Below are 26,319 nucleotides of genomic sequence, written 5' to 3' on the forward strand. Positions count from 1 at the left end.
AGCAGGCGGCACCCCGTCGCCTGCAATCGTGGCTGTGCTAGGTTTCGGCGATCCACGTATTTCCGTGCCGGGAACCCGCGCCGCATGTCCAACAATCGCCGCCGCACCAAGATCCTCGCCACCCTGGGTCCCGCCACCGATGCACCGGGCGTGCTCGACGCCCTCCTCGGCGCCGGCGTCGACGTGGTGCGCCTCAACTTCTCCCACGGCGATCCTTCCGCACAGATCGCCCGCGCCAATGCCGTGCGCGAAGCGGCGCATCGCGCCGGCCGCGAAGTCGGCATCCTCGCCGATCTGCCCGGCCCCAAGATCCGCATCGAACGCTTCGCCGAAGGCCGCGTGATGCTGAAGGCCGGCGACCGCTTCGATCTCGTCGCGTCCACCACCGCACCGCCGGGCACCACCAGCGAAATCGGCGTGAGCTACCTCGGCTTGCCCGGCGACGTGGTTCCCGGCGACGTGCTGCTGCTCGACGACGGCCTGCTGCAACTGCGCGTGGAGCGGATCGAGGGCGAACGCATCGTCAACACCGTGCTCAACGATGGCGCGCTGTCGGATCGCAAGGGCCTGAACAAGCAGGGCGGCGGCCTGTCGCTGGGCGCGCTGACCGAGCGCGACCGCGAGTTGATCAAGGTGGCCGCCGAACTCCGCGCGGACTTCATCGCGGTGTCGTTCTGCCGCAACGCCGAGGACATGGAAGAAGCGCGCCGCATCGCCCGCGCCGCCGGCAGCGATGCCGCGCTGGTGTCTAAGATCGAGCGCGCCGAGGCGATCGAGAACCTGCACGAGATCATCCTGGCCAGCGACGTGGTGATGGTCGCGCGCGGCGACCTGGGCGTGGAGATCGGCGACGCCGAGCTGCCCGGGCTGCAGAAGAAGATCATCCGCGAATCGCTGGAGCGCGGCCGCGTGGTGATCACCGCGACGCAGATGCTGCAGTCGATGGTCGACAGCCCGATCCCGACCCGCGCGGAAGTGCTCGACGTCGCCAACGCCGTCATAGATGGCACCGACACGGTAATGCTGTCGCAGGAATCCGCCGCGGGCCGTTATCCGGTCAAGGCGGTCGAAGCGATGGCGCGCATATGCCTCGGCGCCGAACGCCAGTTCGAATTCGACACCGACTTCGAGGAGGCGCCGCGCAACCTCGAGCGCGCCGACCAGGCGATCGCGATGGCGGCGATGTTCCTGTCGGAGCACATCGGCGTGCGCGCGATCCTCGCCGCCACCGAATCCGGCGGTACCGCGCGCTTCCTGTCGCGCTTTCGTTCATCGGTGCCGATCTATGGCCTGTCGCGCCACGACGGCGCACGCCGGCGCATGGCGATGATGCGCGACGTGTTCCCGGTCGATTTCGACAGCCGCGGCCTGGCCTCGCGCGATGCCGCCCGGCTGTCGATCAAGCAGCTGTTCGACGCCGGTTTCCTCGCCGAGGGCGAGCGTGTGATCTTCACCAGCGGCGATCACATGGAGCACCACGGCGCGACCAACACCCTGCGGTTGCTGCAGGTGGGCGAGGGTGGCAAAGCCGAGGGCCTGGGCGAGTTGTGAGAGTCGACATCGTCGCGGCGTTTTTGATCCACACCCGAACGGGTGATGCATTTGCAGACTGATCGCGCTCATCAAACCGTGCGCTCTGTAACACAGGCTTCATGACAGCTTTACTTTTGCCTGAACACCGCTGGCATCTGCTGGTGGCTCCGTAGAAGTTGGCCGAAGGCGGACCTGCAGCGCGTTGGCGATAGCACACCCACGGAACAAGGGGAGTGCCATGTTCGCCACGCTTGTCGAAGGATTGATCGCGGCGCCGCGCATGCGCAGCACCCTGGTCCTGGCCTCGAGGGTCGCGGTTTCCTTGTTCGTGGCTTGCCTCTGCGCATGCACCAGTGTCGGCGTGCGTACACAGAACGAGTACGCCCACGACTATGGCTCGTCCGCGCAACTGCGCGTTTGTTTCCTGCGCGCGAACGGTGTCAGTCCGCAGCGCGTCGACCAGCTCGTTGCCGCGGTGAACGAGGAGTTCAAAACCTACGGCATCGAGATCGTGGTGCCATGGGTGCGTTCGTGGGAACGTCCGGGGTTTGGCCACGACAGCCTGCTGGACGACGTGGTCGCGCGCGAGCTCGAGCCACCATGCGACCGCCTGGTCGCACTCGTCGACCGCAATGCCGGCGATGCGCTGTGGGGGCTGTTGATGCCGGAAGTGCTCGGCAGTGTCGACGATGCCACCCATACCCGCGGCTTCATCGTGGCGAACCGCGCCTCGGTGAACCAGTTGTTCATGCCGCCGTCGAAGGTGAGCGTGCACGAGTTCTACCACCTGCTCGGATGCCCGCATGCGCGCACGCTGACGAATTGCTATGCGCAGATCGAACGGATCAAGCGCCAGATCAATACGCGGCATCCCGAGTTCTTTCCGGGCATCGATGGCAACGGGACCCTGCTGGTGACCCGCGACGAAGCCAATGAGGTGCTGCGCCAGACGTTGGCGTTGAAATAGGGTCCCGGGCCGGGAGCGGGCGTCGGACGGGCTGGAGTGCCTCTTTTCCATACGGGGCCGTGCCGGCCAATGGCGCGCGCGGGCTATAATTCCGCCTTTCCCCAGGCGCCGCAGGACCCCCTCACATGAGCATCGAACAGCTTGCTGAAATCGCCCAGGCCATGGTCGCCCCGGGCAAGGGCATCATCGCGATCGACGAATCCACCGCCACCTGCGCCAAGCGCTTCGCTGGCGTCGGCGTCGAGAACACGGAAGAAAACCGTCGCCGCTACCGCGAGCTGCTGCTCACCACGCCGAATCTGAGCGACTACATCTCCGGCGCGATCCTGTTCGACGAGACCATCCGCCAGTCCACCAGCGACGGCGTGCCGTTCGCTAAGTACATGATGGACCACGGCATGATCCCGGGCATCAAGGTCGACAAGGGCACGCACAACCTCGCTGGTTGCCCGGGCGAAGTGGTAACCGAAGGCCTCGACGGCCTGCGCGACCGCCTGGCCGAGTACTACAAGCTCGGTGCCCGCTTCGCCAAGTGGCGCGCGGTCATCAACATCGGCGACGACATCCCGTCGGGCACCTGCATCGAGGCCAACGCGCACGCGCTCGCGCGCTATGCCGCGCTGTGCCAGGAGCAGGGCCTGGTGCCGATGGTCGAGCCCGAAATCATCATGGACGGCTCGCACGACATCGACGAATGCTTCCAGGTCACCGAGGTGATGCTGCGTTCGCTGTTCGCCTCGCTGGTCGAGCACAGCGTCGTGCTGGAAGGCTGCATCCTCAAGGCTTCGATGGTGGTGCCGGGCACCACCAGCGGCGAGAAGGTCGCGGTCGAGGAAGTCGCCGCCGCTACGCTGCAGTGCCTGAAGTCGACCGTGCCGGCGATCCTGCCGGGCATCGTGTTCCTCTCGGGCGGCCAGTCGGACGAGGACGCCACCGCGCACCTCAACGCCATGAACCAGATGGGCCCGAACCCGTGGCCGCTGTCGTTCTCCTACGGCCGTGCCATGCAGGCCGCCGCGCTCAAGCTGTGGTCGCAGGACCTGGTCGGCAACTTCGCCAAGGCGCAGCAGACCGTGTACGCCCGCGCCAAGGACAATGGCCTGGCGGCGCTGGGCCAGTGGCAGAAGGCGGCGTAAGCCTTTCGCCCTCGCGATGCGAAAACGCCGGCCTCGTGCCGGCGTTTTTGTTTTGAGGCGCCTCGATCACGCGCCGCGATTTCGCGGCGCTGGCGCCGCCTGCATCAGCACTCCAGGGCCTTCAGGTAAAGCCTTTCCATGCGGGCATCGAAGCAGCACAGCACGATCTGTTGCGGTCGAGCATCCAGCGCCAGCCAGGCGCGGATGGCCGCCACCGCCACTTGTGCTGCCTGTGCGGGTGGGTAGCCGAATACGCCGCAGCTGATGGCGGGAAAGGCGATGGATTCGACCATATGCCGTTCCGCGAGCAGCAGCGACTGCCGATAGCAGCTCGCCAGTAGCAAGGCCTCGTCGGCGCCACCGCCGTGCCACACCGGGCCGACGGTGTGGATGACGTGGCTGGCGGGCAGGTCGTGGCCGCCGGTGATGCGGGCTTCGCCGGTGGGGCAGCGCACATGCGGGCGAACGAAGGGAATATCGCGACATTCCCGCGCCAGCCCGGGACCGGCCGCGCGGTGGATCGCGCCGTCGACCCCGCCGCCACCGGCCAGGGCCTGGTTGGCGGCGTTGACGATGGCGTCCACGCGCAAGCGCGTAATGTCGCCCTGGATGACTTCGATCGCCATGGCCGGCGGGAGCCTGCTGAATGCGTCGATTTTGCCGCATCGGGGGGCAACCATCGGGCCATACGTGGGCTCGGGTCCGGCCCGTAGAATCGGCCCCTCCGTCCGCCTCCCCCGTCTCCATGCCCGCCTTCCTGTCCTCACGCCCGTATCGCGCCCTGGTTGTGCTCGGCCTGGTCAGCCTGGTTGTCGCCTGCGGCAAGAAGGGCGGGGCGGAAGGCGACAAGGGCGGCCAGCCGCCGGCGACCGTGACGACCGCGCAGGTGCAGCCGGTGCGCTGGAGCGATGAGCTCAAGGCGCTGGGCACGGCCAATGCGCGCGAATCGGTGACGATCACCGCCAGCGTCAGCCAGACCATCGCCAGCGTCGAGTTCGACAGCGGCCAGTACGTGAAGAAGGGCCAGCCGCTGGTCACCCTGGTGCAGGGACAGCAGGCGGCCAACGTCGACCAGGCACAGGCGCAGCTGCGCAACGCCGAGCAGCTCTACGAACGCAGCCGCAAGCTTGCCGAACAGCAGCTGATCGCGCGCGCCGACCTGGACACGCAACGTTCCGCGCTGGAAGCCGCGCGTGCGCAGGTGGCGACGCAGCGCGCCACCGTCGCCGACCGGGTGATCCGCGCGCCGTTCTCCGGCGTGCTGGGGCTGCGCCTGATCAGCGCCGGGTCACTGGTCACGCTGGGCACGCCGATCACCACGCTCGACGATGTCTCCCTGATCAAGCTCGACTTCACCTTCCCCGAATCAGCGCTGTCGCAGCTCGCCCTCGGCCAGCGCGTCAATGCGCGCAGCGAGGCGTGGCCGGGCGAAACCTTCGTCGGCACCGTGGCCTCGATCGATTCGCGCGTGGATCCGGTCTCGCGCGCGATCACCGTGCGCGCGGAAATCCCCAACGCCGATGGCCGGCTGCGGCCTGGCATGCTGCTCGACGTCGGCGTCGAGCGCGCCACGCGCGACACCCTCGCGATCCCCGAACTCGCCCTGCAGCAGAACGGCACGGTGGCAAGCGTGTTCCGGGTCGAGCCGGGCAACCAGGTCAAGGAAGTACCGGTGAAGATCGGCTCGCGCCGGTTCGGCGAGGTCGAGGTGGTCTCCGGCCTCAAGCCTGGCGATCGGATCGTGGTCGAAGGCACGGTAAAGCTGCGCGATGGGTCGAGGATCAAGGACGTCGGCGCGAAGGCGACCACGGACCAGGACGGCGCGCGATCGGGCGACGGCGCGGACGGCGCCAGACCCGCGAAGGAAGGCTGAGCCATGCTGCTCTCCGACGTCTCGATCAAGCGTCCCGTCTTCGCGACAGTGATGTCGCTGATCCTGATCGTGCTCGGCGTGGTGTCGTTCACCCGGCTGCCGCTGCGCGAACTGCCCGACGTCGATCCGCCGGTGGTGTCGGTGACCACCACCTACACCGGTGCGTCGGCGGCTGTGGTCGAGAGCCGCATCACCCAGGTGCTGGAAGACGCGATCAGCGGCATCGAGGGCGTGGACCTGATCACCGCCGCCAGCCGCAACGGCCGCTCCGACATCACCATCGAGTTCACGCTGACGCGCGACATCGAGGGCGCCGCCAACGACGTGCGCGACGCGATCAGCCGCGTCAGCAACCGCCTGCCCGAAGACGTCGATCCGCCGCAGGTCGCCAAGCAGGACAGCGACTCCGCGCCGATCATGTTCCTCAACCTCAGCGAACCGAAGCTGAGTGCGCAGGAGCTGACCGACTACGCCGAACGCAACCTGGTCGACCAGTTCTCCGCGATCGACGGCGTGTCCTCGGTGAACGTCGGCGGCGGCCAGCGCTACGCGATGCGCGTGTGGCTGGACGCGAAGGCACTGAGCGCGCGCGGACTGACCCCCGACGACATCGGCACCGCGTTGCGCCGCGAGAACATCGAGTTGCCCGGTGGCAGCATCGAGTCGCAGACGCGCGAGTTCTCGCTGCGGGTCATGCGCGGCTACGAGACGCAGGAGAGCTTCGCCGGCCTCGTGGTCGGCAAGGGCAGCGACGGTCACGTCATCACCCTGGGCGAGGTGGCGAAGGTCGAGCTGGCCACCGAAGAGCGCCGCGCCTACTACCATGGCAACGGCGTGCCGCAGATCGGCCTGGGCATCGTCGCGACGTCCACGGCGAATTCGCTGGAGGTCGCGCAGAAGGTCCGCGCGCTGGTGGATCAGGTGTCGAAGACCTTGCCCAAAGGCATGCAGCTGTCGGTGCCCTATGACACCACCGTGTTCACCGAAGCAGCCGTGCACGAGGTCTATAAGACCCTGGCCGAGGCGATCGTGCTGGTGCTGCTGGTGGTGTTCGTGTTCCTGGGCAGCGCGCGCGCGGCTTTGATCCCGGCGGTGACCGTGCCGGTCTGCATCACCGCCGCGTTCATGGCGCTGTACGCCTGCGGCTTCTCGATCAACCAGCTCACCCTGCTGTCGCTGGTGCTGTCGATCGGCCTGGTGGTGGACGATGCCATCGTCGTGCTGGAGAACTGCCAGCGCCGCACCGACCTCGGCGAACCGCCGCTGCTCGCCGCGACACGCGGCACGCGCCAGGTCGCTTTCGCGGTGATCGCCACCACGGTCGTGCTGATCGCGGTGTTCCTGCCGATCGCCTTCATGGAGGGCAATACCGGACGCCTGTTCCGCGAGCTGGCGGTCGCGGTCGCCGGCGCGGTCGCCATTTCGGGCTTCGTCGCGCTGACGCTGACGCCGATGATGTGCTCGATCCTGCTGCGCCCGCATACCCACCAGCGTGGCTTCAACAACTGGGTGAACGGGCGCCTCGACACGCTGACGCGCTGGTACCGCGCCCTCGTCGGCAAAGTGGTCGGCCGCGGCTGGCTGCTGGCCGCGGCGATGGTGACGACCTTCGTCGCCAGCGGCCTGCTGTTCAAGCTGGTGCCGTCGGAACTGGCTCCGGCCGAGGATCGAGGCGACTTCAACGTCTCTGTCACCGGACCGGAAGGCGCAGGCTACGACTACATGGTCCGGCAGATGGCCGGTATCGAGAAGCGGCTGCTCGAATACACAGGCGGCGGCAAACCGGTGTCGCGCGTGATCACGCGTGTGCCGGGCGGCTTCGGCGGCCAGAGCAGTGGGTTCAATACCGGTCGCGCGACTGTGTTCCTGGAGCCGTGGGACGACCGCGAGGCGACCACGCAGGACGTGATGGACGACGTGCGCAAGGCGATGTCCGGGATCCCCGGAGTACGCATCACCACCGAGGTCCGGCAGGGCCTGGTGCGCGGTTTCGGTCGTCCCGTGCAGTTCGTCCTGCGCGGCCCGACCTACGAGACCGTGGCTCAGTGGCGCAATCGCATGCTGCTGCGGATGGAGGAAAACCCGCGTCTGCTCAACGTCGACTCCGATTACAAGGAAACCCTGCCGCAGATCCGCGTCGACATCGACAAGGCGCGTGCCGCCGACCTGGGCGTGCCGGTGCAGGCGATCGGCAACGCGCTGCAGACCATGCTCGGCTCGCTGCGCGCGGGCACCTATGAGAAGGACGGCGAGGAGTACTACGTCATCATGCAGGCGCCGCTGGAGAGCCGCCGCGACCCGACCGACATCACCGGTCTGTACGTGCGCTCCACCACCACCGGCAAGCTGATACCGCTGTCGAACCTGGTGAAGCTGAGCGAGAACGCCGAGGCGGGCACGCTGAGCCGCTTCAACCGCATGCGCGCGATTACCCTGAGCGCTGGCCTGGCTCCGGGCTACACCGTCGGCGAGGCGCTGGAGTACCTGCGCGGTATCGCCGCCGAGGAGCTGCCGCCGGAGGCGCAGGTCGACTACAAGGGGGAGTCGCGCGAGTTCATGAAGTCGAGCGGCGCGATCTTCTTCACCTTCGGCATGGCGTTGTTGGTCGTGTTCCTGGTGCTGGCGGCGCAGTTCGAAAGCTTCCTGCATCCGCTGGTGATCATGCTCACCGTGCCGCTGGCGATGCTCGGTGCGCTGCTCGGCCTGACGATCTGGGGCGTCAGCCTGAATCTCTACAGCCAGATCGGCATCGTCATGCTGGTCGGCCTGGCGGCGAAGAACGGCATCCTGATCGTCGAGTTCGCCAACCAGTTGCGCGACGAGGGCAGATCCGTGCGCGAGGCGATCGTCGAAGCGGCGACCGTACGCCTGCGGCCGATCCTGATGACTTCGGTGGCGATGATCTGTGGTGCGATCCCGCTGATGCTTTCCAGTGGCGCCGGCGCCGCCAGCCGGGCCAGCATCGGCGTGGTGATCGTGTTCGGCGTGGCGTTCTCCACGCTGCTGTCGCTGCTGGTGGTTCCAGCGTTCTATGCGCTGCTCGCGCCGTACACCAGATCACCGGACGCGGTGGCGCACGAGCTGCAGAAGCTGGAAGAAGCGACGCCGCAGCCCGGCGGGCACGCCTGAAGCGAGGGCCGGCGGTCGATGCCGCCGGCAAAACCGCGCGTCGCTCCGCCCCGAGGGGTAAGCTTTCGCCATGTCCGATCATCGATCACGTCCGCCGCGCAGGCCCGAAACCGGCGCCGGCCCCTGGAAGTCCGCGCCGTCGCCACCTGCGCGGGAGCGCACGTCGCAACACGACGATTCCCGCCCGCGTCCGCCGCGCGGACCTGAAGCCGCGCGCCCGCGTCCACAGCGCGCGTTCGAGGACCAGCGTCCGCGCCCGCCACGCCCGCGCGACGAGCCGCATGCGGGCTTGCGCACCCCGCGTCGCGATGAGCCCTGGGGCGACGCGATGCCCGATGACGGCGCCCAGCATCCCTCGCGCGCACGCCGCGACGTCGAACTGCGCCTGTATGGCCTCAACGCCGTGCACGCGGTGTTCGCCCGCCGTCCGCAGGCGATCCGCAAGCTGTACCTGATCGAGGCGCGCATTCCGGCGTTGCAGCCGCTGCTGAAGTGGTGCGTCGCCAACCGCGTCGGCTATCGCGTGGTGGAAGAGGAGGACCTCGATCGTCTCGCCGCCAGCACCCACCACGAAGGCGTGGTCGCCGACGTCCTGCGCGAGGAGCTGCACTCGCTGTCGAACTGGCTGCGCGACCTGCCCGATGGGCCGCAATGTGCATTGTGGCTGGACGGCGTCGGCAATCCGCACAACTTCGGCGCCATCCTGCGTTCGGCCGCGCATTTCGGCATCGGTGCGATCCTGCTGCCGAAGCACTCGCCGCTCGCGCTGTCGGGCGCCGCGGCGCGCGTGGCCGAGGGCGGTGCTGAAGTGGTGCCGATGGTGCGGCTGGGCCGCCAGGACAATGCGCTTGCGCAGTTGCGTAGCGCCGGCTTCGTGTTGGCGGCGACGGTGGTGAAGGGCGGCAGCGACGTCTTCGATGTCTCGTTGCCGCAGCGCCTGGTATTCGTGCTCGGCAGCGAAGGCGAGGGCATGGATCGCGAACTCGCCGCGGCCTGCGACCTGCGCGTGTCGATTCCCGGCACCGGCGCGGTGGAAAGCCTCAACGTCGCGGCGGCTACCGCCGTGCTGCTGGCGGCCTGGCGCGCGCGCCTGTAGCAGGAGAACGGATGAAAAAAAGCCCGGGAMATCCCGGGCTTTTTCATTTGGCGCCGCGGGTCATTCCTGCGGCGGCGTGACCTTCTTCGCTTCGCTGCCGAAATCACCGTCGGCGTTCGCCGCGAGGTAGGCGAACACCGCATACGCCGCGACGTTCTGCGCCAGCGCCTTGGGATCGATCTTGTCGAGCGTGTCGTCCGGCGTGTGGTGGTAGTCGAAATAGTCGGTGCCGTCCTGGCGCAGCGACGCCCATGCCACGCCCTGCGCCGCGGACGGATCGACGTCCGGGCCCGGGCCGCCTTCGTCCGGCGTATGCGCGATGCCCAGCGGCGCCAGCACCTCGGCGATCTGCTTCACCGCGCCCTGCGCGTACTCCGGCGCGCCACTGCGGAAAGCGTAGACGCGGCCGGCGCCGAAATCGCTTTCCGCCGCGATCTGGTGCTTGCCGATGTCGCCGATGTGCCGGGCCGCGTAGGCCTTACCGCCGTACAGGCCCTGCTCCTCGTTCGCGAAGGCGACGACGCGGATGGTGCGCGCCGGGCGCTGCTTCATCTCGCCGATCAAGGCGCCCGCTGCCATGGTCAGGCCGACGCCCGCGCCATCGTCGATGGCGCCGGTGCCCGGATCCCAGGAATCCAGGTGTCCGCCGATCAGCACGACCTCACCCGGCTTGCTGCGGCCGCGGATCTCGCCGACCACGTTGTACGAGGTGGCCTCGCCATCCCAGCCGCAATCCAGCGCGACACGCACGCGTACCGGGCCGAGCGCGAGCAGGCGCGTGAGCTGTTCGGCATCGGGCGTCGCCAATGCCGCGGCGGGAATCGGGGTGAGGCCTTCGTCGAAGCGGGTGATGCCGGTGTGCGGATTGCGATGCGAATCGGTGCCGGCCGAACGCATCAGGTAGGCCGCGGCACCGGCGCGGACCGCCGCGGACGGGCCGCGACCGCGCACCTTGCTGCCCATGCCATAGCCGGCGCCGTCGCGTGCGCGTTCCATGTGGTGGTCGATGAAGGCGATCTTGCCGGCGAGCGAACCCGCGGGCGCGGCCTCCAGCGAGGCGAGGTCGGCGAAGCGCACCACTTCGGCTTCCACGGTGCCGCCGGGGCTGCCGCCGAGTGCGATCAGCGTCAGCGGCTGCGCGTGGTCACCGATGATCGCGGCGTGCTCGCTGCGGCGTTCCCACTTGGGGAAATGCACTTCTTCCAGCCAGACCTTGTCGTAGCCCAGTGCCTTGAACTTCGCCTGCGCCCACTGCACGGCGTGCGCATCGGCCTCGCTGCCGGCCAGGCGCGGACCGACCTCGGTGGTCAGCGATTCGGTGATCTCGTAGCCCAGGTTGCTGGCCAACGCCTGCTCGCGCAGCTGCGTGGCGGCGGCAATCGCCTTGGCGGGAATGACGGTGGCGCGCGGTCCGGCGTGGAGCGTGCCGGCAACAAGCAGGGAGGAAGCGAGGAACCACGGCACAGCGCGCATCACGACTCCTGGTGCGATTGGAAGGGGCGGAAAAAAGACGAAGCCGCGAGCTTAACCGCCGACGGCTTCGATACGCTGTGCTCCACGTCAACGCAGGCGTGACACTTTTTGGCGGCAGCCACGAGCACGGCTCGTGGCTGCGGATGACCTTCAGCGCTTGAGCGAATCGCGGATCTCGCGCAGGAGCAGGACGTCTTCCGGCGGGGCGGCCGCGGCGACTTCGGCCGGCTTGCGCAGGCGGTTGTAGGCCTTCAGGACCATGAAGATGACGAAGGCGACGATCAAAAAGTCGATGATCGTCTGCAGGAACATGCCGTACTTGATCGCGACTTCCGCGGCCACCTGCTTGCCGGTGGCGTCGAGTTGCGCCGGGGTGATCACGTGCTTCCAGTCGGCGACGCTCACGCCGCCGGTGGCCATGCTGATGACCGGCATCACGATGCCGTCGACCATGGCGGTGACGATCTTGCCGAACGCCGCGCCGATGACCACGCCGACCGCGAGGTCGACCACGTTGCCGCGCGCGACGAATTCCTTGAATTCCGCAATCACACCCATCTTGACCCTCCCGGAATGGATGGCACCAGGTGCCGCGCCCGACTATACAAGCGCACCAGGGAGGATGTGGCCTAGGCGAGGATGCGGCCCTGCAGCACCACGGCCGCCTGCTGGTGGGCGTCGTCCAGCCGCGCCTCGAACACGTCGCCCGGCTGCAACGGTCCGACCCCGGCGGGAGTACCCATGAAGACGAGATCGCCGGCGCGCAGGTCGTACAGCTTCGACAACTCGTGGAGGATGTCCGCGACGTTCCAGATCAGGTCGCTGAGCGAACCGTGCTGGCGCAGTTCGCCGTTGATGCGCAGGGCGAGCGTATGGCCTTCGAGCGCGCCGAAGTCCGCAGCGGGCACGATCGCGCTGATCGGCGCGGCATGCTCGAAGGATTTGCCGGTGTCCCACGGCAGGCTCTTGGCCTTGGCCGCGGCCTGCAGGTCGCGACGGGTAAGGTCCAGTCCGACCGCGTAGCCGTACACCAGCGCGAGCGCATCCTCGACAGCGACGACGCCGGGAGGCGCATCCTGGCCCAACGCAGCGACGAGTTCGACTTCGTGGTGCAGCTCGCGCGTGCCGCGCGGATACCTCACCGCACCGTCGGTGACGATGGCATCGGCGGGTTTGAGGAAGAAAGTGGGATTGCCGCGCTCGGCGGGCGAGGCGGGCGCCGTCGCGCCCATTTCGCGGGCGTGGTCGGCGAAGTTGCGGCCGACGCAGTAGATGCGGTGGACGGGGAAGCTGCTGCCTGCGTCGATGCCGGTGCCGCGCACCGGAACGCGGGGCTGCGGCGCTGCGGCGACGACGTCGCGCACGGTCAGCGTGGCAGCGAGGCGGGATCGACGACGCGGAATTCGCCGTCGAGCACGCGTGCGTCGCGCGTAGCCAGAGCGGGCTTGCCGCGCTGCTTCCACAGCTTGAACAGCAGGCCGGTGGCGATCATGGCCGCGCCGACGAACAGGCCGAACATCACCAGCACCGCCAGCAGCGCCACGCCGACGATGCCGAGGACTGTCCGCAGCACGCGATGGCGCGGTTTGCGCGGCGTCGAAAACGCATTACGCATGCGCACGTTGAACTGATCGAAGCGGAAGGCGTGGGCAAACATTCGTCGGACATCCCCGGTGGTGACACAATCCGGTCGCGGGGGACCGGGCGCGCAGTATCGACCGGCCGTCCCGACCGAGTGTGAGAACTCCGTTAAACAATGAGACCGTGGACACACCCAGCCCTTCGACGCGCGTGGCGCTGATCACACTTGACGGCATTGCCGATGGCGGCTTTGCCGAAACCGAGGCCGTGATCGCAGGCGATGCCGAATCCCTGATCCTTTATCGCGAGGGCGGGGCGGTGCGCGCGTGGCTCAACATCTGCCCTCATGCGGGGCGTCGCCTCGACTGGGCGCCGGGGCAGTTCCTCAAAAGCAAGGAAGGCCTGCTGGTGTGCGCGGCACACGGCGCGAGTTTCGAACTGGTGCAGGGCGAATGCGTCGGCGGTCCCTGCCGTGGCGAAGCGCTGCGCGTGGTGCCGGTGGAAGTGCGCGACGGCCAGGTGTGGCTGGCGCCGTAGCGACGGCGCGGATCAGCGGAACAGCAGTTCCACCATCACCACGATCACGCCGGTGTACAGCAGCGAGAGCGGCGCGCCGATGCGCCACAGTTCCTTGCCGGTGTAGCCCGCGGGTCCCATGATCATCGAGATCACCGGATTCGACGCCGTCATGAAATTGTTCGACGCCGACAGCGCCACGATCAGGGCGAACGCCGTGGGATTGCCTTCCGCGGCCAGCGCGAGGTTGATCGCCAGCGGCACAACAACGATCGTTGCCCCGACATGGCTGATCACCAGCGAGAACGCGGTGGTCAACAGGCCCACGACCAGTTCGAGCAGCCATACCGGCGTGCCGCGCGGCAACTGTTCGAGCGAATGTCCCGCCACCCATGCCGCGGCGCCGCTGGAATCCATGGCCCAGCCCAGCGGGATCAGGCAGGCCATCAGGAACACGGTGCGCCAGTTGATGGCCGCGTAGGCCTCGTCGATGTGCAGCACGCCCGCGATCAGCATGCCGGCGACGCCGGTCATCAGCGCGATCGACACCGGCAGGCGCGAGGACAGCGCCAGCAGCATCGACACCGTGAAGATCGCCAGCGCGATCTTGAGCTTGTGCGGGCGTTGTTCGCCCTTGGGATAGTCGGTGACGACGACCAGGTCCTTGCTCTCGGCCGCTTCGGCGAGGTCGGTCCAGATGCTGTGCAGCACCAGCATGTCGCCGCTGCGCAGGGTGATGCTGCGCAGGTCGTCGCGCAGGACCTGCTTGTCGCGGTTCACCGCCAGCAGGCTGAGGCCGAGGTTCTTGCGCAGGCCGAGGTCACCGGCCTTCATGCCCAGGAACTTCGATGTCGGTGGCACCACCGCTTCGGAAATACCGGCGCGGCTGGGATTGAACAGGTCGGCGAAGTTGCGCAGGCGCGCGCTGAGGCGCAGGAAATGGTTCTGCGCGAAATCGGAAATGCCCTGCTTGTCGCCCATCGCGCCGAGCACGCTGCCGACCCAGATGCGTGCATCGGCGGGCGGGGCGAGGCGGGACTCGTCGCCGGTCTTGAGCGCCAGCAGCAACGGTGCGCCGCGGATGGCTTCGGCTTCGCCGACCGACATGCCCACCAGCGGGCTGTCGGCGCTGACCGTCAGCTCGTACACGTCGCCCTCGAGGCCGTAGGTCTTGGCGAAGTAGCTCTGCGTGCGCGCAGGCGTGGCGCCGCCGCCGGTTTCCTCTTTTTCGCGCAGGCGCTTGTCGCCGAAGAAATGGAAGTAGGCCAGCGAGGTCGCCAGCAACGCCACGCCGATCGGCAACGGCGCGAACATCTTCAACGGCTCGATGGTCGCCGCGCCCGAAGGCAGGTTGGCATTGGCGGCGACCAGCAGGTCGTTGAGCAGCATCAGCGGCGAGTTGCCGACCATCGTCAGCGCGCCGCCCATGACGATGGCCGCGGCGATCGGCAGCAGCAGGCGCGGCAGCGACACGCCCGTGCGCGAGGACAGGCGTGAGGCGACGGGCATGTACAGCGCCATCACCGACGGGTTCTGCATGAAGGACGAATTCAGGCCGGCGACGGCCGTCGTGAACAGCAGCAGGCGCTGCTCGATGCCGTTGGCACGCCGCAGCAGCCAGGCGGCCAGGCGGTTCAACGCGCCGGTCCGATCCAGGCCGGCACCGAGGATCATCGTCGCGACGATGCTGATGACGGCATTACCAGAGAAGCCGTTGAACAGCAGTTCGGGTTCGACCAGGCCGGACAGGCCGAGCAGCACCAGCACGACCAGCGCGACCACGTCCGCGCGGATCCGTTCGAACAGGAACATCACCATCGTGAACCCCACCAGCCCGAGTACGAGCTTCATGTCGGTGGTGAGCGGGAGGGCGGTGTCCATTCGTCAGGGCTGGTCGCTTGAGACTTCTCGTTCGTGAGCGGAGTTTCGATCCGCCGCATTGCTTGGTAGTCGAAGGCCGCCGGTGCCGTGCTGCGTCCGTTTGGGGAAAGCAGTGGCCAGGCGCCGCCGGTCTACGGCTTGTCGTACAGCAGGGGCTTGTCGTACAGCAGGTCCCACACCCCGTGGCCGAGCTTCTGGCCGCGGGTTTCGAAATGCGTCTGCGGCCGCCACTCCGGTCGCGGCACGCAGCCGCGCTCCCCAGCGCGATTGACGATGCCCGGTGTTGCATCGAGCACGTCCCACATCTGCTCGGCATAGTCGTGCCAATCGGTGGCGAGGTGCAAGCGGCCCCCGGGGGCGATTTTGCTGACGATCAGCTTCGCGAAATCGGGCTGCACCAGGCGCCGCTTGTTGTGGCGCTTCTTGTGCCATGGATCCGGGAAGTAGATGCGGACCTCATCGAGCGAGGCATCGGCGATCTCATGGGTCAGCACTTCGACCGCGTCGTGGTGGTACAGGCGGACGTGGTCGCTGCCGTCCTCCGCGAGCGCGTTGAGCAGGCGGCCCACGCCGGGCGCATGCACTTCGATGCCGATGTAGTTGCGGTCCGGGTCGTGCCGGGCGGCGTAGCGCAGGGCCTCGCCATTGCCGAAGCCGATCTCGACCACGCGTTTCGCGCTGCGGCCGAACGCCGTGTCGAAATCGCGTGGCATGCCCGCATAGTCCAGGCCGAAACGCGGCCACAATTCGTCGAACGCGCGTTGCTGCGCCGGCGTGAAGCGTCCCTGCCGCAGCACGAAGCTGCGGACCTTGCGATGGCCTTCCTCGATGGTGAAGGGCTTGGGCGGGGCCTTGCGGGCGTCCTGCTCAGACATCAGTCGATCAGCCCGTCCACCGGCGACGATGCGCTCGCGTAGCGCTTGCGCGGGATACGCCCGGCCTTGAACGCCGCGCGTCCGGCTTCGACGGCGAGCCGCATCGCATGCGCCATCAGCACCGGATCCCTGGCGCCGGCGATGGCAGTGTTCATCAGCACGCCGTCGCAGCCGAGTTCCATCGCGATCGACGCGTCCGACGCCGTACCCACGCCGGCGTCGACGATGATCGGCACCTTCGCGTTTTCGATGATCTCGATGAGGTTGTAGCGGTTCTGCACGCCCAGGCCCGAACCGATCGGTGCGGCCAGCGGCATCACCGCGACGCAGCCGATCTCCTCCAGGCGCCGGCACAGGATCGGATCGTCGCTGGTGTAGACCATGACGTCGAAGCCGTCCTTCACCAGCGTTTCGGCGGCGGCCAGCGTCTGCACCACGTCGGGATACAGCGTCTTCTGGTCGCCCAGCACCTCGAGCTTCACCAGGGTGTGGCCATCGAGCAGTTCGCGGGCGAGGCGGCAGGTACGCACCGCGTCGTCGGCGGTGTAGCAGCCGGCGGTGTTGGGCAGGATGGTGAAGCGGTCCGGCGGCAGCACGTCGAGCAGGTTGGGCTCGCCGGGGTTCTGGCCGATGTTGGTCCGGCGGATGGCCACGGTGATGATCTGCGCGCCGGCGGCATCGCTGGCGCGGCGGGTCTCGTCGAGGTCCTTGAACTTGCCCGTGCCGGTGAGTAGCCGGGAGGAGTAAGCCTTGCCGGCGATGACCAGTGGGTCCGCGGGCGGAGTGAACAGGGCGGGAAGCGTCATCCCGGGATTTTAGCAGCGGTGCTTTAGCAGCGGCGCTGGTGATGCCGCTGCGCCGACCGAGCGCACCGGGCGCTCCGCTCCGCCTACCGTTCGTCGATTGGAGCAGGGATTGGCAGCGGGAGTGGCCGTTCCGACTGCGCGGACGCGTTGGGTTCATGCAGCAGGATGCATCGGGCCCGGCACGGCGAGCGTTCCCCTGCGTCTCCCCCCGGCGAAGAAGTCCCTGCTACGCGCGGTTTACACCGTCGGTATGTACAAGAGCACACCCGGTGCGAGCCGGGGCCGCAAAGCCGAGGATCCGGGCGACTCCCTCCGCCCCGATGGCCGGGTTCCCACTACCGCGGTGTTCACCGCGCGTCTCCACTGACCCGACTGGTTCTCTCCCCAGCCGGGTTTTCTTTTTCCGGGGTGCGCTACAGCGACCCGGTTCAGCCGCCGCCCAGGGCGTGCACGATCTCAATGCGGTCGCCCTCGCGCAGCGCGCATTCGCCGTGGCGGCTGCGCGGCACGATCTCGCCGTTTACCTCGACCGCGACACGGCGCTCACCGAGTCCTTCGGCCTGCAGCAGCTCGAGCACGGTAATGGGATTGGCGAGGGCGCGTTGCTCGCCGTTCAAAACGATGTCCATGCGGGCATTGTCGCGGCACTCGCGGGCCGGGGCCAGTGTTGTGCGCCATGCCGCAGTGCCCCTTGTGGAGCGCGTCACGGCATGGTTCGATGCGTGCGCCATGCGTGGGCGTATTGCGCCCCGCCAGAAGCCAACCATAAGAAAGTCCACTCTGGGGAGAGAACCGATGAAGAAGCCCGTCCGCCGATTGCTTGCCGCCGCCCTGGCGCTGGCCGCTGCTCCAGCGTTTGCAGGAACCTTTTCCAATACGATCTTTTTCGGCGACAGCCTGACCGACTCGGGTTTCTACCGGAACTTCCTCATCCAGCCGTCGCCGCTGGCGCCGCCCAATCCGTCCAACGCCCTGGTCGGCCGCTTCACCACCAATCCTGGCCTGGTGTGGTCCGAGTACCTTGCCAATTTCTACGGCACCAACGCGGCGCCGGCATGGTCGCTGACCAACACCGGCACGCGCATTCCGGGCACCGGCAGCAATTACGCCGCTGGCGGCGCCACCGTCGTGCCGGGTCCGGGTTTTCCGCCCACCCCGCCGACAAGCTTCGCCCCCTCACTGACCACCCAGGTCAATGCCTACCTCGCCGGCGGTGCGGCTGACCCGAATGCGCTGTACACGGTCTGGGGCGGCGCCAACGATCTGTTCTTCACCCTCAACGGCGCCACCACGCCCGCGCAGTTCCTTGGTTCGGCGGCGGCACAGGTCGGGCTGGTCGGTGCCTTGGAGAACGCCGGCGCGCGCTACGTCCTCGTGCCGACCATGCCCGACGTCGGCCTGACGCCATTCGGCCTGTCGCAGGGTGCGGCTGGCTCGGCCGGCATCACCGCACTGGTGAACGGCTACAACCAGACCCTGTTCGGTGGCCTCGCCCAGCAGAACCTGCGCGTGATTCCGCTGGATACCTACCACCTGCTGCACGAAATCAGTGCCGATCCCGGCGCCTACGGTTTCAACAGCGCGACCATCCCGGCCTGCGCCGGCACCTCGCTGACCTGCGTGAGCACCGGCAGCGGCCGTGCCTTCGCCGACGGCGTGCATCCCAGCACCGAAGCCCACCAGATCATCGCGCAGTACGCAGTCTCGATCCTCGAGGCCCCGCGCCAGATGGCGCTGCTGCCGAATTCGGCGTCGATGGTGGGCCGCTCGCGCGCCGAGCGCGTCGCCGCGCACACCGGCAAGCCGGCCGCGGACGGCATGAAGTGGTGGAGCGACCTGCGCGGCGACTTCCAGCGCTATGACGACGGCGACATCTACGACGGCGCCGGCCCGACGCTGAGCTTCGGCGTCGACTGGAGCAGCGGCGACCTCGTCTACGGCGCCTTCGCCGGCTACGGCCGCCAGTCCGAGGACTTCGGCCACAGCGGCGGCAGCTTCGACCAGACCGACATGAGCCTGGGCGGCTTCATCGGCTGGTACGCCGACAACGGCGCCTGGGTGAATGGCCAGCTGAGCTGGAGCCAGGTCGACTTCGACATCGATCGCAAGATCGCGCTGGGCCAGGCCGTGCGCAAGCACAGCAGCTCGGCCGACGGCGACAACCTCACCGCCGGCATCAGCGCGGGCTGGGACTTCGGCAATGGCGCGCTGCGCCATGGTCCGGTGCTGAGCCTGCTGGCGCAGCGCATCAAGATCGACGGGTTCAAGGAGGACCACGCCGACCAGTCCACCTCGCTCGCCTATCCGGACCAGAATTTCGATTCGCTGATCGGCAGCGTCGGCTGGCAGGCGAGCTATGCCATCAGCGAGCAATTCCAGCCGTATGCGCGCCTCACCGTGGACCGCGAGTTCGAGGATGCGGACGAGGAAGCCCAGGCACAGGTGCAGTCGATGCCTGATACCGCGCCGTACGCCGTGCCCGGCGTGCAGTTCGACCAGGACTACGGCACGCTGACCTTCGGTGCGCGCACCAAGGTCTTCGGGTTGGAAGCCAATATCGGTACCAGCCTGACCGTGGGCCAGAGCAACGCCGACCATGCGACGGTGTTCGCTACGGTCGGCGCGGATTTCTGACGCACATCGATCGATGAACCAGGCGAAGGGCCCCTCGGGGCCCTTTGCTTTTGCGCCCGGGCGGCCAGCCATGCCGCGTTGCCAAGCGCGTAACCCGGGGCATAGACTGCCGTCCGTCAGCGGGTGTAGTTCAATGGTAGAACTTCGGCTTCCCAAGCCGATAGCGTGGGTTCGATTCCCATCACCCGCTCCAGTTCGATGCTCGTGGAGCGTTGCAAGCCGCGGCAACAAAACCGTAACGGCAGTCGCGTCAAAGTGACTGCCGTTTTTCTTTTTTCCGCAGGTGTATGGCATGGCACGACAGATTCCTCGCGAGCGCATCATGCTCGGCTGGCGCGAGTGGGCCAGCTTGCCGCGGCTGGGCTTGCCGGCCGTGCGATGCAAGATCGACAGCGGCGCGCGCAGCTCGTCGCTGCATGTCGACCGCTATTGGCGGTTCAGCGAACGCGGTGGCCCGTGGGTCGGTTTCCGTCTCAGCAACGACGGCCACGGCGAGGCGACGGTGCAGGCAGCGGCACCCGTGTTCGACGAACGCGACGTCATCGACTCCGGCGGCCATCGCACGCGGCGCATCTTCCTGCGCACGACGCTGGCCCTGGCCGGCGTCGAACGCGAAATCGAAATAAACCTGACCGATCGGCAGGGCATGCTGTTTCCGATGCTGCTCGGCCGCACGGCAATGGCGGGCTGGTTCGCTGTGGACCCGGCGCGATCGTTCCTCCATGGGCGGCGCGAAGTCGGTACACCGGCCATCGCCCGGCCCGTTTCCCAGTCGCGGGTTTCCGCCATCCATTCACCGATTCGCGCCTCCCATTCCCGGCTCCCATGAAAATCGCGATCCTTTCGCGCAACAGCAAGCTGTACTCCACCCGCCGCCTGGTCGAGGCGGCGCGTGAACGCGGGCACAGCGTGCGTGTGCTCGATCCGCTGCGCTGCTACATGCGTATCGCCAGCGACGGCTTTTCCATGCATTACAAGGGCCGGCAGATCACGGATTACGACGCGGTGATCCCGCGCGTGGGCGCTTCCATCACCCGCTATGGCTCCGTCGTGCTGCGCCAGTTCGAACTGATGGGCACCTACACGCCCAATTCCTCCGACGCGATCCTCAAGGCGCGCGACAAGCTGCGTTGCCACCAGTTGCTCGCGGCCGAAGGCATCGGCATGCCGATCACCGTGTTCGGCGACAACCCCGATGACACCCAGGACCTGCTGGCGATGCTGGGCCCGCCGCCGCACGTCATAAAACTCAATGAAGGCACGCAGGGCGCGGGCGTGATGCTGACCGAGAAGCCGTCGGCATCGCGCGGCGTCATCGAGGCACTGCGTGGCCTGTACGCCAACTTCCTGGTGCAGGAATTCGTCGCCGAGGCCAAGGGCGCCGACCTGCGCTGCTTCGTGGTCGGCAATTCGGTGGTCGCGGCGATGAAGCGGCAGGCGCCGAAGGGCGACTTCCGCTCCAACCTGCATCGTGGCGGCAGCGCCAGGGGCGTGCGCGTGAGCGCCACCGAACAGGACGTGGCGATTCGCGCAGCCCACGCATTGGGCCTGGGCGTGGCGGGTGTCGATCTCATCCGTTCCAAGCGTGGACCGCTGATACTCGAGGTCAATGCATCGCCTGGCCTGGAAGGCATCGAGGCCGCCAGCGAGGTGGACGTGGCCGGGGCCGTGCTCGACTACGTCGGGGGCCGGTTCAAGCGGGGCGGACCGCGCCACGCGTCCCCGACGCGGCCGCTGCATGAAAAAACGGCCGGTGAAAGTTATCTATTGAAATCAGCAAGTTAATTGTTAAATGCTGATCCTGCGCCGACGCGAGCGCGGCGAAATAACGAAATTTTACGTGCCCGTTTTAACGGACTTTTAGTCCCGGCAGGCGTAGCCTGCGCAGACCGGAATCCCGCTGCTTCCTCGTCAGTAGTCGGTCGCAGGATGACGGTAATCGGGGCAACACCCTTTTTGACCCGGATGCGGCGGCCCCGCATCCGGGTCTTTCTTTTGGGTGGCTGGGGGCACGTCGCGCACGGTCACAAGACCATCGCGAACAGATTTGTTAAAACAGATTTGTTAATTTCAACTCCTTGACGCTTCGGTCGCGCGCCACGCGCCTCCGGAACCCGGCAGCGGCCGCACGGTCGAAGCCTTACCTGAAGGAACGGATGGTCCCAATGCGCATCCTCGTCATCGAAGATCACCAGGACATCGCCGCCAACCTTGGCGACTTTCTCGAGGAGCGCGGGCACACCGTGGACTTCGCCGCGGACGGCATCACCGGGCTGCACCTGGCGGTGGTCCACGAATTCGACGCGATCGTGCTCGATCTCAACCTGCCGGGCCTCGATGGCCTCGAGGTCTGCCGCAAGCTGCGCAACGAAGCGCGCAAGCAGACGCCCGTGCTGGTGCTGACCGCGCGCGATTCCCTCGACAACAAGCTGGCCGGTTTCGACAGCGGCGCAGACGATTACCTGATCAAGCCTTTCGCGCTGCAGGAAGTCGAAGTCCGGCTGAATGCGCTCGCGCGGCGCGGTCGCGGCGTGCAGACCCGCGTGCTCAACGTCGCCGATCTCGAATACAACCTGGATACGCTGGAAGTGCGTCGCCAGGGCAAGCTCCTGCAACTCAACCCGACCGCGCTGAAGATCCTGCAGGCGCTGATGGAAGCCTCGCCGGCGGTGGTCACGCGGCAGGAACTGGAAACCCGGGTGTGGGGCGAGGAGTTGCCGGATTCGGATTCCCTGCGCGTGCATATCCACGGCCTGCGTGCGGTCGTCGACAAGCCGTTCGATATTCCGCTGATCCAGACCCGCCATGGCATCGGCTATCGCATCGCACCGCCGGAAAACGCTTGAACCGCGACGCTGCCGTGCGTGGGCACGACGGGGAGCAATGGGGACGTAATCGCGAAGCGCAGTGATTCCTGAAGTCCCGCCGGTGGCACCACCGGCCCGCCGCGCGCGCCCCGCGCTCCCGACCCTTGCCTGACCATGCCCATCGAACCCGGCCCCGTCCGCAAACCCAAGATCCGCTACCGGCGCCAGCTGCGCAGCCGCATCATCCTGGCCTTCGTGTTGCTGGGCTTCGGCCTGACCGCGCTGTTTGCGTACGCGACCAACCTCACGCGGTCGCGCGTCGAAAACGCGCTGGTCGAAGACGTGATGAACCGCAACATCAGTGCGTTCGCCGAACAGTTCGCCCACGACCCCAACAACCCCAACTTCGCCGTCAACCAGATGCGGGCGTTCGTGTACACGCCCGACAAGTTCGATTCGGTGCGCCTGAACCGGCCCGAGTGGTACGCCCTCCCCGATGGCATCCATGGCATCACCGGAACCGACGAGTTGGGACATCCGCTGAGCTACAAGCTCGCGGTGCGCAAGACGCCGCAGGCGTGGTTCTTCCTCGCCTACGACATGACCCAGACGATGCGCGGAGAGGAACAGTTCAATCGCGCCATCTACATCTCGGTGGTGGTTTTCACCCTGCTGTCGCTCGTCGTCGGGCTGTGGGCCGCGTCGCGCGTGATGAGCCCGGTCACCGAGCTCGCCACCCGCCTGAAGCAGTCCGGCAGCAGCGCCGAACCGGAGGCGCTGGCCTCGCACTTCCCCGATGACGAAGTCGGCCAGCTCGCCGAGGCGCTCGACGACTATGCCGAACGCCTCACCCACGTCGTCCAGCGCGACCGGGAATTCAATGCCGACGTCAGCCACGAACTGCGCACGCCCCTGGCCGTGATCCGTGGCGCGGTGGAGCTGCTGTTGTCGAAGCCGGAGCTGGACGACCGCACCCGCGCGCGCCTGCAGCGCATCCAGCGCGCCGAGCAACAGTGCACCGACCTGATCAGCGCGTTGCTGCTGCTCTCGCGCAACGAACGCGGCCACGGCGCGACCGATGTCGCCAAAGTGGCCGAACAGTTGCTGGATGCGCATCGGGCGCAGCTCGGCGGCAAGCCGCTTCAACTGCTGATGGAGGGCCCGCGTGGCCTTGTGGTTGATGCGCCGGAGTCCGCAGTGTCGGTAGCCCTCGGCAATCTCATTGGCAATGCCGTGAAGTACACGACCGAAGGCGAGGTCCTGGTGCGCGTGCACCCCAAGGCGGTGGAAGTCGTCGATTCAGGCCCGGGCCTGAGCGCGGAAGATGCAGCGAAGCTCTTCGAGCGCGGTTACCGCGGTACCCACGCGGGTCATTCGCAGGGAGGCGGCATCGGCCTGTCGATCGTGCGCCGCCTATGCGAGCTGTACGGCTGGGACGTGCGCGTGCTGCCCGGCAGCCAGAAAGGCGTCGTGGCGATCCTGACCTTCGGCAAGGATGGCAGCGTGCTGTCCTGACGCAATCGGTTTGCAGTCTTCAAGAAAAAGAGCCGGGCATTGCCCGGCTCTTTTCGTTCTGTCGTACCGCGCGGGCTGTCGTACCGCGGTTACAGCGGCTCGAGCCAGCCATGCTTGTCCGGCGTCCGGCCGTCGAACAGGCCGAAGAACAGGTCCTGGATCCGGCGCGTCACCGCACCCGGCTTGCCGGTGCCGACCTGGCGGCCATCGACCGAGCGGATCGGGGTGATCTCCGCGGCGGTGCCGCACATGAAGAGTTCGTCGCACAGGTACAGGTACTCGCGCGGCAGGTCGCGTTCGACCACTTCGATGCCGTTGGCGCGGGCCAGGGTGATGATGGTGTTGCGGGTCAGGCCGTTGAGCAGCGCGGCGCTGACCGGCGAGGTGTGCAGCACGCCGTCGAAGACCAGGAACAGGTTTTCGCCCGCGCCTTCGCTGAGCAGGCCGGTGGAAGCCAGGGCGATGCCTTCGCCGAAGCCGAGCCGGCGTGCCTCGCGCGCGACCAGTTGCCCGGACAGGTAGTTGCCGCCGGCCTTGGCGCCGGCCGGGATGGTGTTCGGGGCGAAGCGCTGCCAGCTCGACACGCAGGCATCGATGCCCTCGTCGACCACGCTGGCGCCGAGGTACTGGCCCATCTTCCACGTCGCCACGGCCACTTCGACCGGCGTGTCGGCGGACAGGCCGAAGCCGCCCAGGCCGCGGTACGCGACCGGACGCAGGTAATCGGTGGTGTTCTCGTTCGCCTTCAACACTTCGCGGCAGGCGGCGTTGATCTGTTCCAGCGAGTACGGAATCGCCATGTCGTAGATCTTGGCCGACGCGAACAGGCGCTTGTTGTGGTCGGTGAGGCGGAAGATGACCGGTCCGCTGGGCGTCTGGTAGCTGCGGATGCCCTCGAACACGGACGAGCCGTAATGCACGACGTGCGCCATGACGTGCGTGGTGGCCTCGGCCCAGCGCTTGATCGCGCCGTTGTGCCAGATCCATTCGGGGTAGTGCATGGCCATTCGGGTTCTCGGTGGAGGACAAAGACTGCGTAGTTTAACGCCCCGCCGATGGCGCACTGAACCCGCGAATGGGGGGCATGAAAAAGGCCGCGCGGTCTCCCGCGCGGCCCTGGATCACGGGTGCGGTCGTTCAGCGGAAGCCGGCGACCGTGGACTCAGAACCGGAGCCACCAGCAGCCGAAGTAATGGGTCAGCCCGAACACGGTGCGCGCCGGCGTCGCGCTGTGGTCCAGGGTCTGCTCCACGCGCAGGGCGACCGGGTTGCGGCCCACGGCGGTCTGTGGGTACAGCTCGGCATCGACGGGTTTGGCCGGCGCGGCGGTGCCGGCATCATTGCTGGTGTTTTCACTGCCGAGGTCGGGGCGGTTCGGCATCACCGGCACGATGTCCACCAGCGGCCGGTTCGCCACCACATCCAGTCGCGTCCAGATGCGATAGCCCTCATCCGCGGAGGTGCCGGGCCAGTGATACACGCCGGCGAGACGGTTGGCGTCGCGGGTTTCGATGGCGGTGTTCACTTCGAAGACCAGGTCCTGCAGCGTGCGTGCGCAGCCGCCGACACGGCGCACCGCCGCGGTGGGCGGCGCATCGACATGGGCCGGGTGCTCGACCGCATCCACTTCGCCGCACATGCGGTCGGTGAAGATGGTCTGGCCGTCGGCGGTCACGCAGCGCCGCACGTCGGCATGCGCCACCTGCGGCCACAGTGCCGCGAGCATGCAGGCCAGAACGAAAAGCTGAAGCGGGCGTAGCAACATGTCCCGCAGCCTAGCGCCGGGGTCCGGAGGCGAAAAGTGAGGCCTGGCCCAGATCGCGCAGTTGCGGGCGGTGGGGCAGGCGGAGTTCAGGAAGCGATGAAATAGCAGCCCGCGTAACGGCGTACTTCGAAATCGACGATGCGCCTGCTGCCACCGGCGAACACCAGCTGCATCAGGCCGGCATCCTGCGGGATCGCGGTCTGCTGTCCCGATCCGATCCAGGCGGAGAGGAAGTGCGCTTCCGACAGCGGCTGCGCGGACAGTCGTTCGAGCTGCTTCATCACCGGCAACGCGCTGCGGTTGCTCATGCCGGCCCAGTGATAGCTTTCGGCGACGCGGTTGACGTCGTGCAGCGCGAACGCGCCCACGAGGTCCTGCGACAACTGCTCGGGGGATCGCGCACAACCCGCGGCGGCGGAGCGACGACCAGGGATGGCTTCGTGTAGTGGTTCGGAGGCATCGCGGTAGATGCTTCCGAGGGTCGCCTGCTCCTCGCCCATGTCGGCCATCGCGAGGCGGAACGCAAGCTCCTCGGAGATGCGCGTCGGTTGCGCCCGGAATGCCGCACAGGGTTTGTCGGTATAGACCGCGTTGCCATCCGGCGCCTGGCACCGCTGGAGGATGGGACTCTCACCGGCGCGTGCCGCGTGCGGTGGCGCGGCGCTGAATGCGGCCAATGTTGCGACCACGGTGAATAGCGCGGAACGAAGAGGTTTCACGACGCGACCGATG

General features: G+C 67.4%; 24 protein-coding genes, 1 tRNA gene and 1 riboswitch. Of the genes, 13 read left to right on the top strand and 12 right to left on the bottom strand.

Annotation, left to right across the window (positions count from 1 at the left end; genetic code table 11):
- Nucleotides 1-84: 84 nt before the first annotated feature.
- The 3 genes from pyk (at nt 85) to ACXJJ9_RS06930 (ending at nt 3,636) form a co-directional block, all read left to right on the top strand.
- Entirely contained in the window at nt 85-1,551 is a 1,467-nt protein-coding gene (pyk, locus tag ACXJJ9_RS06920; protein WP_457096470.1) for a pyruvate kinase, read from the top strand.
- A gap of 220 nt (nt 1,552-1,771) precedes the next feature.
- On the top strand, nt 1,772-2,500 hold the full coding sequence (locus tag ACXJJ9_RS06925; protein WP_457096471.1) for a hypothetical protein: 729 nt from the start codon (nt 1,772-1,774) through the stop codon (nt 2,498-2,500).
- A gap of 125 nt (nt 2,501-2,625) precedes the next feature.
- Entirely contained in the window at nt 2,626-3,636 is a 1,011-nt protein-coding gene (locus ACXJJ9_RS06930) for a class I fructose-bisphosphate aldolase (RefSeq protein ID WP_457096472.1), read from the top strand.
- 104 nt (nt 3,637-3,740) lie between these two features.
- On the opposite strand, the gene ACXJJ9_RS06935 is transcribed toward ACXJJ9_RS06930, so the two are convergent.
- Nucleotides 3,741-4,262, bottom strand: coding sequence for an O-acetyl-ADP-ribose deacetylase (locus ACXJJ9_RS06935; protein ID WP_457096473.1), 522 nt, complete (start codon nt 4,260-4,262; stop codon nt 3,741-3,743).
- Nucleotides 4,263-4,381: 119 nt separating this feature from the next.
- On the opposite strand from ACXJJ9_RS06935, the gene ACXJJ9_RS06940 reads away from it, so the two are divergent.
- The 3 genes from ACXJJ9_RS06940 to ACXJJ9_RS06950 all read left to right on the top strand — a co-directional run bounded on the left by ACXJJ9_RS06940 (nt 4,382) and on the right by ACXJJ9_RS06950 (nt 9,734).
- A complete protein-coding gene (locus tag ACXJJ9_RS06940; RefSeq protein ID WP_457096474.1) occupies nt 4,382-5,509 on the top strand; it encodes an efflux RND transporter periplasmic adaptor subunit in 1,128 nt (375 codons plus the stop codon).
- A 3-nt stretch (nt 5,510-5,512) separates the two neighbouring features.
- Nucleotides 5,513-8,638, top strand: coding sequence for an efflux RND transporter permease subunit (locus tag ACXJJ9_RS06945; RefSeq protein ID WP_457096475.1), 3,126 nt, complete (start codon nt 5,513-5,515; stop codon nt 8,636-8,638).
- A gap of 289 nt (nt 8,639-8,927) precedes the next feature.
- Nucleotides 8,928-9,734, top strand: a complete 807-nt coding sequence (locus ACXJJ9_RS06950) for a TrmH family RNA methyltransferase (RefSeq protein ID WP_457096476.1) — start codon at nt 8,928-8,930, stop codon at nt 9,732-9,734.
- Between the two features lie 60 nt (nt 9,735-9,794).
- Here ACXJJ9_RS06950 and ACXJJ9_RS06955 read toward each other — a convergent pair whose 3' ends face one another.
- From ACXJJ9_RS06955 to ACXJJ9_RS06970, 4 genes are all read right to left on the bottom strand, one after another.
- On the bottom strand, nt 9,795-11,207 hold the full coding sequence (locus tag ACXJJ9_RS06955; RefSeq protein WP_457096477.1) for a M28 family peptidase: 1,413 nt from the start codon (nt 11,205-11,207) through the stop codon (nt 9,795-9,797).
- Nucleotides 11,208-11,357: 150 nt separating this feature from the next.
- Entirely contained in the window at nt 11,358-11,765 is a 408-nt protein-coding gene (gene mscL / locus ACXJJ9_RS06960) for a large-conductance mechanosensitive channel protein MscL (protein WP_457096478.1), read from the bottom strand.
- A gap of 71 nt (nt 11,766-11,836) precedes the next feature.
- The gene (locus ACXJJ9_RS06965; protein ID WP_457096601.1) at nt 11,837-12,577 is read right to left on the bottom strand and encodes a fumarylacetoacetate hydrolase family protein; all 741 of its coding nucleotides are present in this window, start codon (nt 12,575-12,577) and stop codon (nt 11,837-11,839) included.
- A complete protein-coding gene (locus ACXJJ9_RS06970; RefSeq protein WP_457096479.1) occupies nt 12,574-12,864 on the bottom strand; it encodes a hypothetical protein in 291 nt (96 codons plus the stop codon). Before ACXJJ9_RS06970 ends, ACXJJ9_RS06965 begins: the two co-directional genes overlap by 4 nt.
- A gap of 107 nt (nt 12,865-12,971) precedes the next feature.
- Here ACXJJ9_RS06970 and ACXJJ9_RS06975 point away from each other — a divergent pair, with 107 nt between their 5' ends.
- A complete protein-coding gene (locus tag ACXJJ9_RS06975; RefSeq protein ID WP_457096480.1) occupies nt 12,972-13,325 on the top strand; it encodes a Rieske (2Fe-2S) protein in 354 nt (117 codons plus the stop codon).
- Nucleotides 13,326-13,337: 12 nt separating this feature from the next.
- On the opposite strand, the gene ACXJJ9_RS06980 is transcribed toward ACXJJ9_RS06975, so the two are convergent.
- The 4 genes from ACXJJ9_RS06980 to thiS all read right to left on the bottom strand — a co-directional run bounded on the left by ACXJJ9_RS06980 (nt 13,338) and on the right by thiS (nt 17,495).
- Nucleotides 13,338-15,185, bottom strand: a complete 1,848-nt coding sequence (locus ACXJJ9_RS06980; protein ID WP_457096481.1) for an SLC13 family permease — start codon at nt 15,183-15,185, stop codon at nt 13,338-13,340.
- 131 nt (nt 15,186-15,316) lie between these two features.
- A complete protein-coding gene (trmB, locus tag ACXJJ9_RS06985) occupies nt 15,317-16,060 on the bottom strand; it encodes a tRNA (guanosine(46)-N7)-methyltransferase TrmB (protein WP_457096482.1) in 744 nt (247 codons plus the stop codon).
- Nucleotides 16,060-16,866, bottom strand: coding sequence for a thiazole synthase (locus ACXJJ9_RS06990; RefSeq protein WP_457096483.1), 807 nt, complete (start codon nt 16,864-16,866; stop codon nt 16,060-16,062). Before ACXJJ9_RS06990 ends, trmB begins: the two co-directional genes overlap by 1 nt.
- A 249-nt stretch (nt 16,867-17,115) precedes the next feature.
- Nucleotides 17,116-17,203, top strand: a riboswitch (cyclic di-GMP riboswitch).
- 91 nt (nt 17,204-17,294) lie between these two features.
- Nucleotides 17,295-17,495 carry a sulfur carrier protein ThiS gene (gene thiS / locus ACXJJ9_RS06995; RefSeq protein ID WP_457096484.1) on the bottom strand — a complete coding sequence of 67 codons (201 nt, stop codon included), beginning with the start codon at nt 17,493-17,495 and terminating at the stop codon, nt 17,295-17,297.
- Between the two features lie 166 nt (nt 17,496-17,661).
- Here thiS and ACXJJ9_RS07000 point away from each other — a divergent pair, with 166 nt between their 5' ends.
- The 6 genes from ACXJJ9_RS07000 (at nt 17,662) to ACXJJ9_RS07025 (ending at nt 23,822) form a co-directional block, all read left to right on the top strand.
- Nucleotides 17,662-19,500, top strand: a complete 1,839-nt coding sequence (locus ACXJJ9_RS07000) for an autotransporter outer membrane beta-barrel domain-containing protein (protein WP_457096485.1) — start codon at nt 17,662-17,664, stop codon at nt 19,498-19,500.
- A gap of 119 nt (nt 19,501-19,619) precedes the next feature.
- Nucleotides 19,620-19,693 (top strand) — tRNA-Gly (locus ACXJJ9_RS07005).
- Between the two features lie 99 nt (nt 19,694-19,792).
- The gene (locus ACXJJ9_RS07010; protein ID WP_310054058.1) at nt 19,793-20,329 is read left to right on the top strand and encodes an ATP-dependent zinc protease family protein; all 537 of its coding nucleotides are present in this window, start codon (nt 19,793-19,795) and stop codon (nt 20,327-20,329) included.
- Nucleotides 20,326-21,285: a 30S ribosomal protein S6--L-glutamate ligase gene (gene rimK / locus ACXJJ9_RS07015; protein ID WP_457096486.1), complete on the top strand. Its 960-nt coding sequence runs from the start codon at nt 20,326-20,328 to the stop codon at nt 21,283-21,285. Before ACXJJ9_RS07010 ends, rimK begins: the two co-directional genes overlap by 4 nt.
- 380 nt (nt 21,286-21,665) lie before the next feature.
- Nucleotides 21,666-22,346 carry a response regulator transcription factor gene (locus ACXJJ9_RS07020; RefSeq protein ID WP_457096487.1) on the top strand — a complete coding sequence of 227 codons (681 nt, stop codon included), beginning with the start codon at nt 21,666-21,668 and terminating at the stop codon, nt 22,344-22,346.
- A 135-nt stretch (nt 22,347-22,481) separates the two neighbouring features.
- Nucleotides 22,482-23,822, top strand: coding sequence for a sensor histidine kinase (locus ACXJJ9_RS07025; protein ID WP_457096488.1), 1,341 nt, complete (start codon nt 22,482-22,484; stop codon nt 23,820-23,822).
- An 89-nt stretch (nt 23,823-23,911) separates the two neighbouring features.
- Here ACXJJ9_RS07025 and ACXJJ9_RS07030 read toward each other — a convergent pair whose 3' ends face one another.
- The 3 genes from ACXJJ9_RS07030 to ACXJJ9_RS07040 form a co-directional block, all read right to left on the bottom strand.
- A complete protein-coding gene (locus ACXJJ9_RS07030) occupies nt 23,912-24,829 on the bottom strand; it encodes a branched-chain amino acid transaminase (RefSeq protein WP_457096489.1) in 918 nt (305 codons plus the stop codon).
- 155 nt (nt 24,830-24,984) lie between these two features.
- The gene (locus tag ACXJJ9_RS07035; RefSeq protein ID WP_457096490.1) at nt 24,985-25,587 is read right to left on the bottom strand and encodes a DUF4124 domain-containing protein; all 603 of its coding nucleotides are present in this window, start codon (nt 25,585-25,587) and stop codon (nt 24,985-24,987) included.
- A gap of 86 nt (nt 25,588-25,673) precedes the next feature.
- Nucleotides 25,674-26,306, bottom strand: coding sequence for a hypothetical protein (locus ACXJJ9_RS07040; RefSeq protein WP_457096491.1), 633 nt, complete (start codon nt 26,304-26,306; stop codon nt 25,674-25,676).
- Nucleotides 26,307-26,319 lie beyond the last annotated feature (13 nt).

It is taken from the genome of Lysobacter sp. P5_B9 (genome assembly GCF_054049835.1).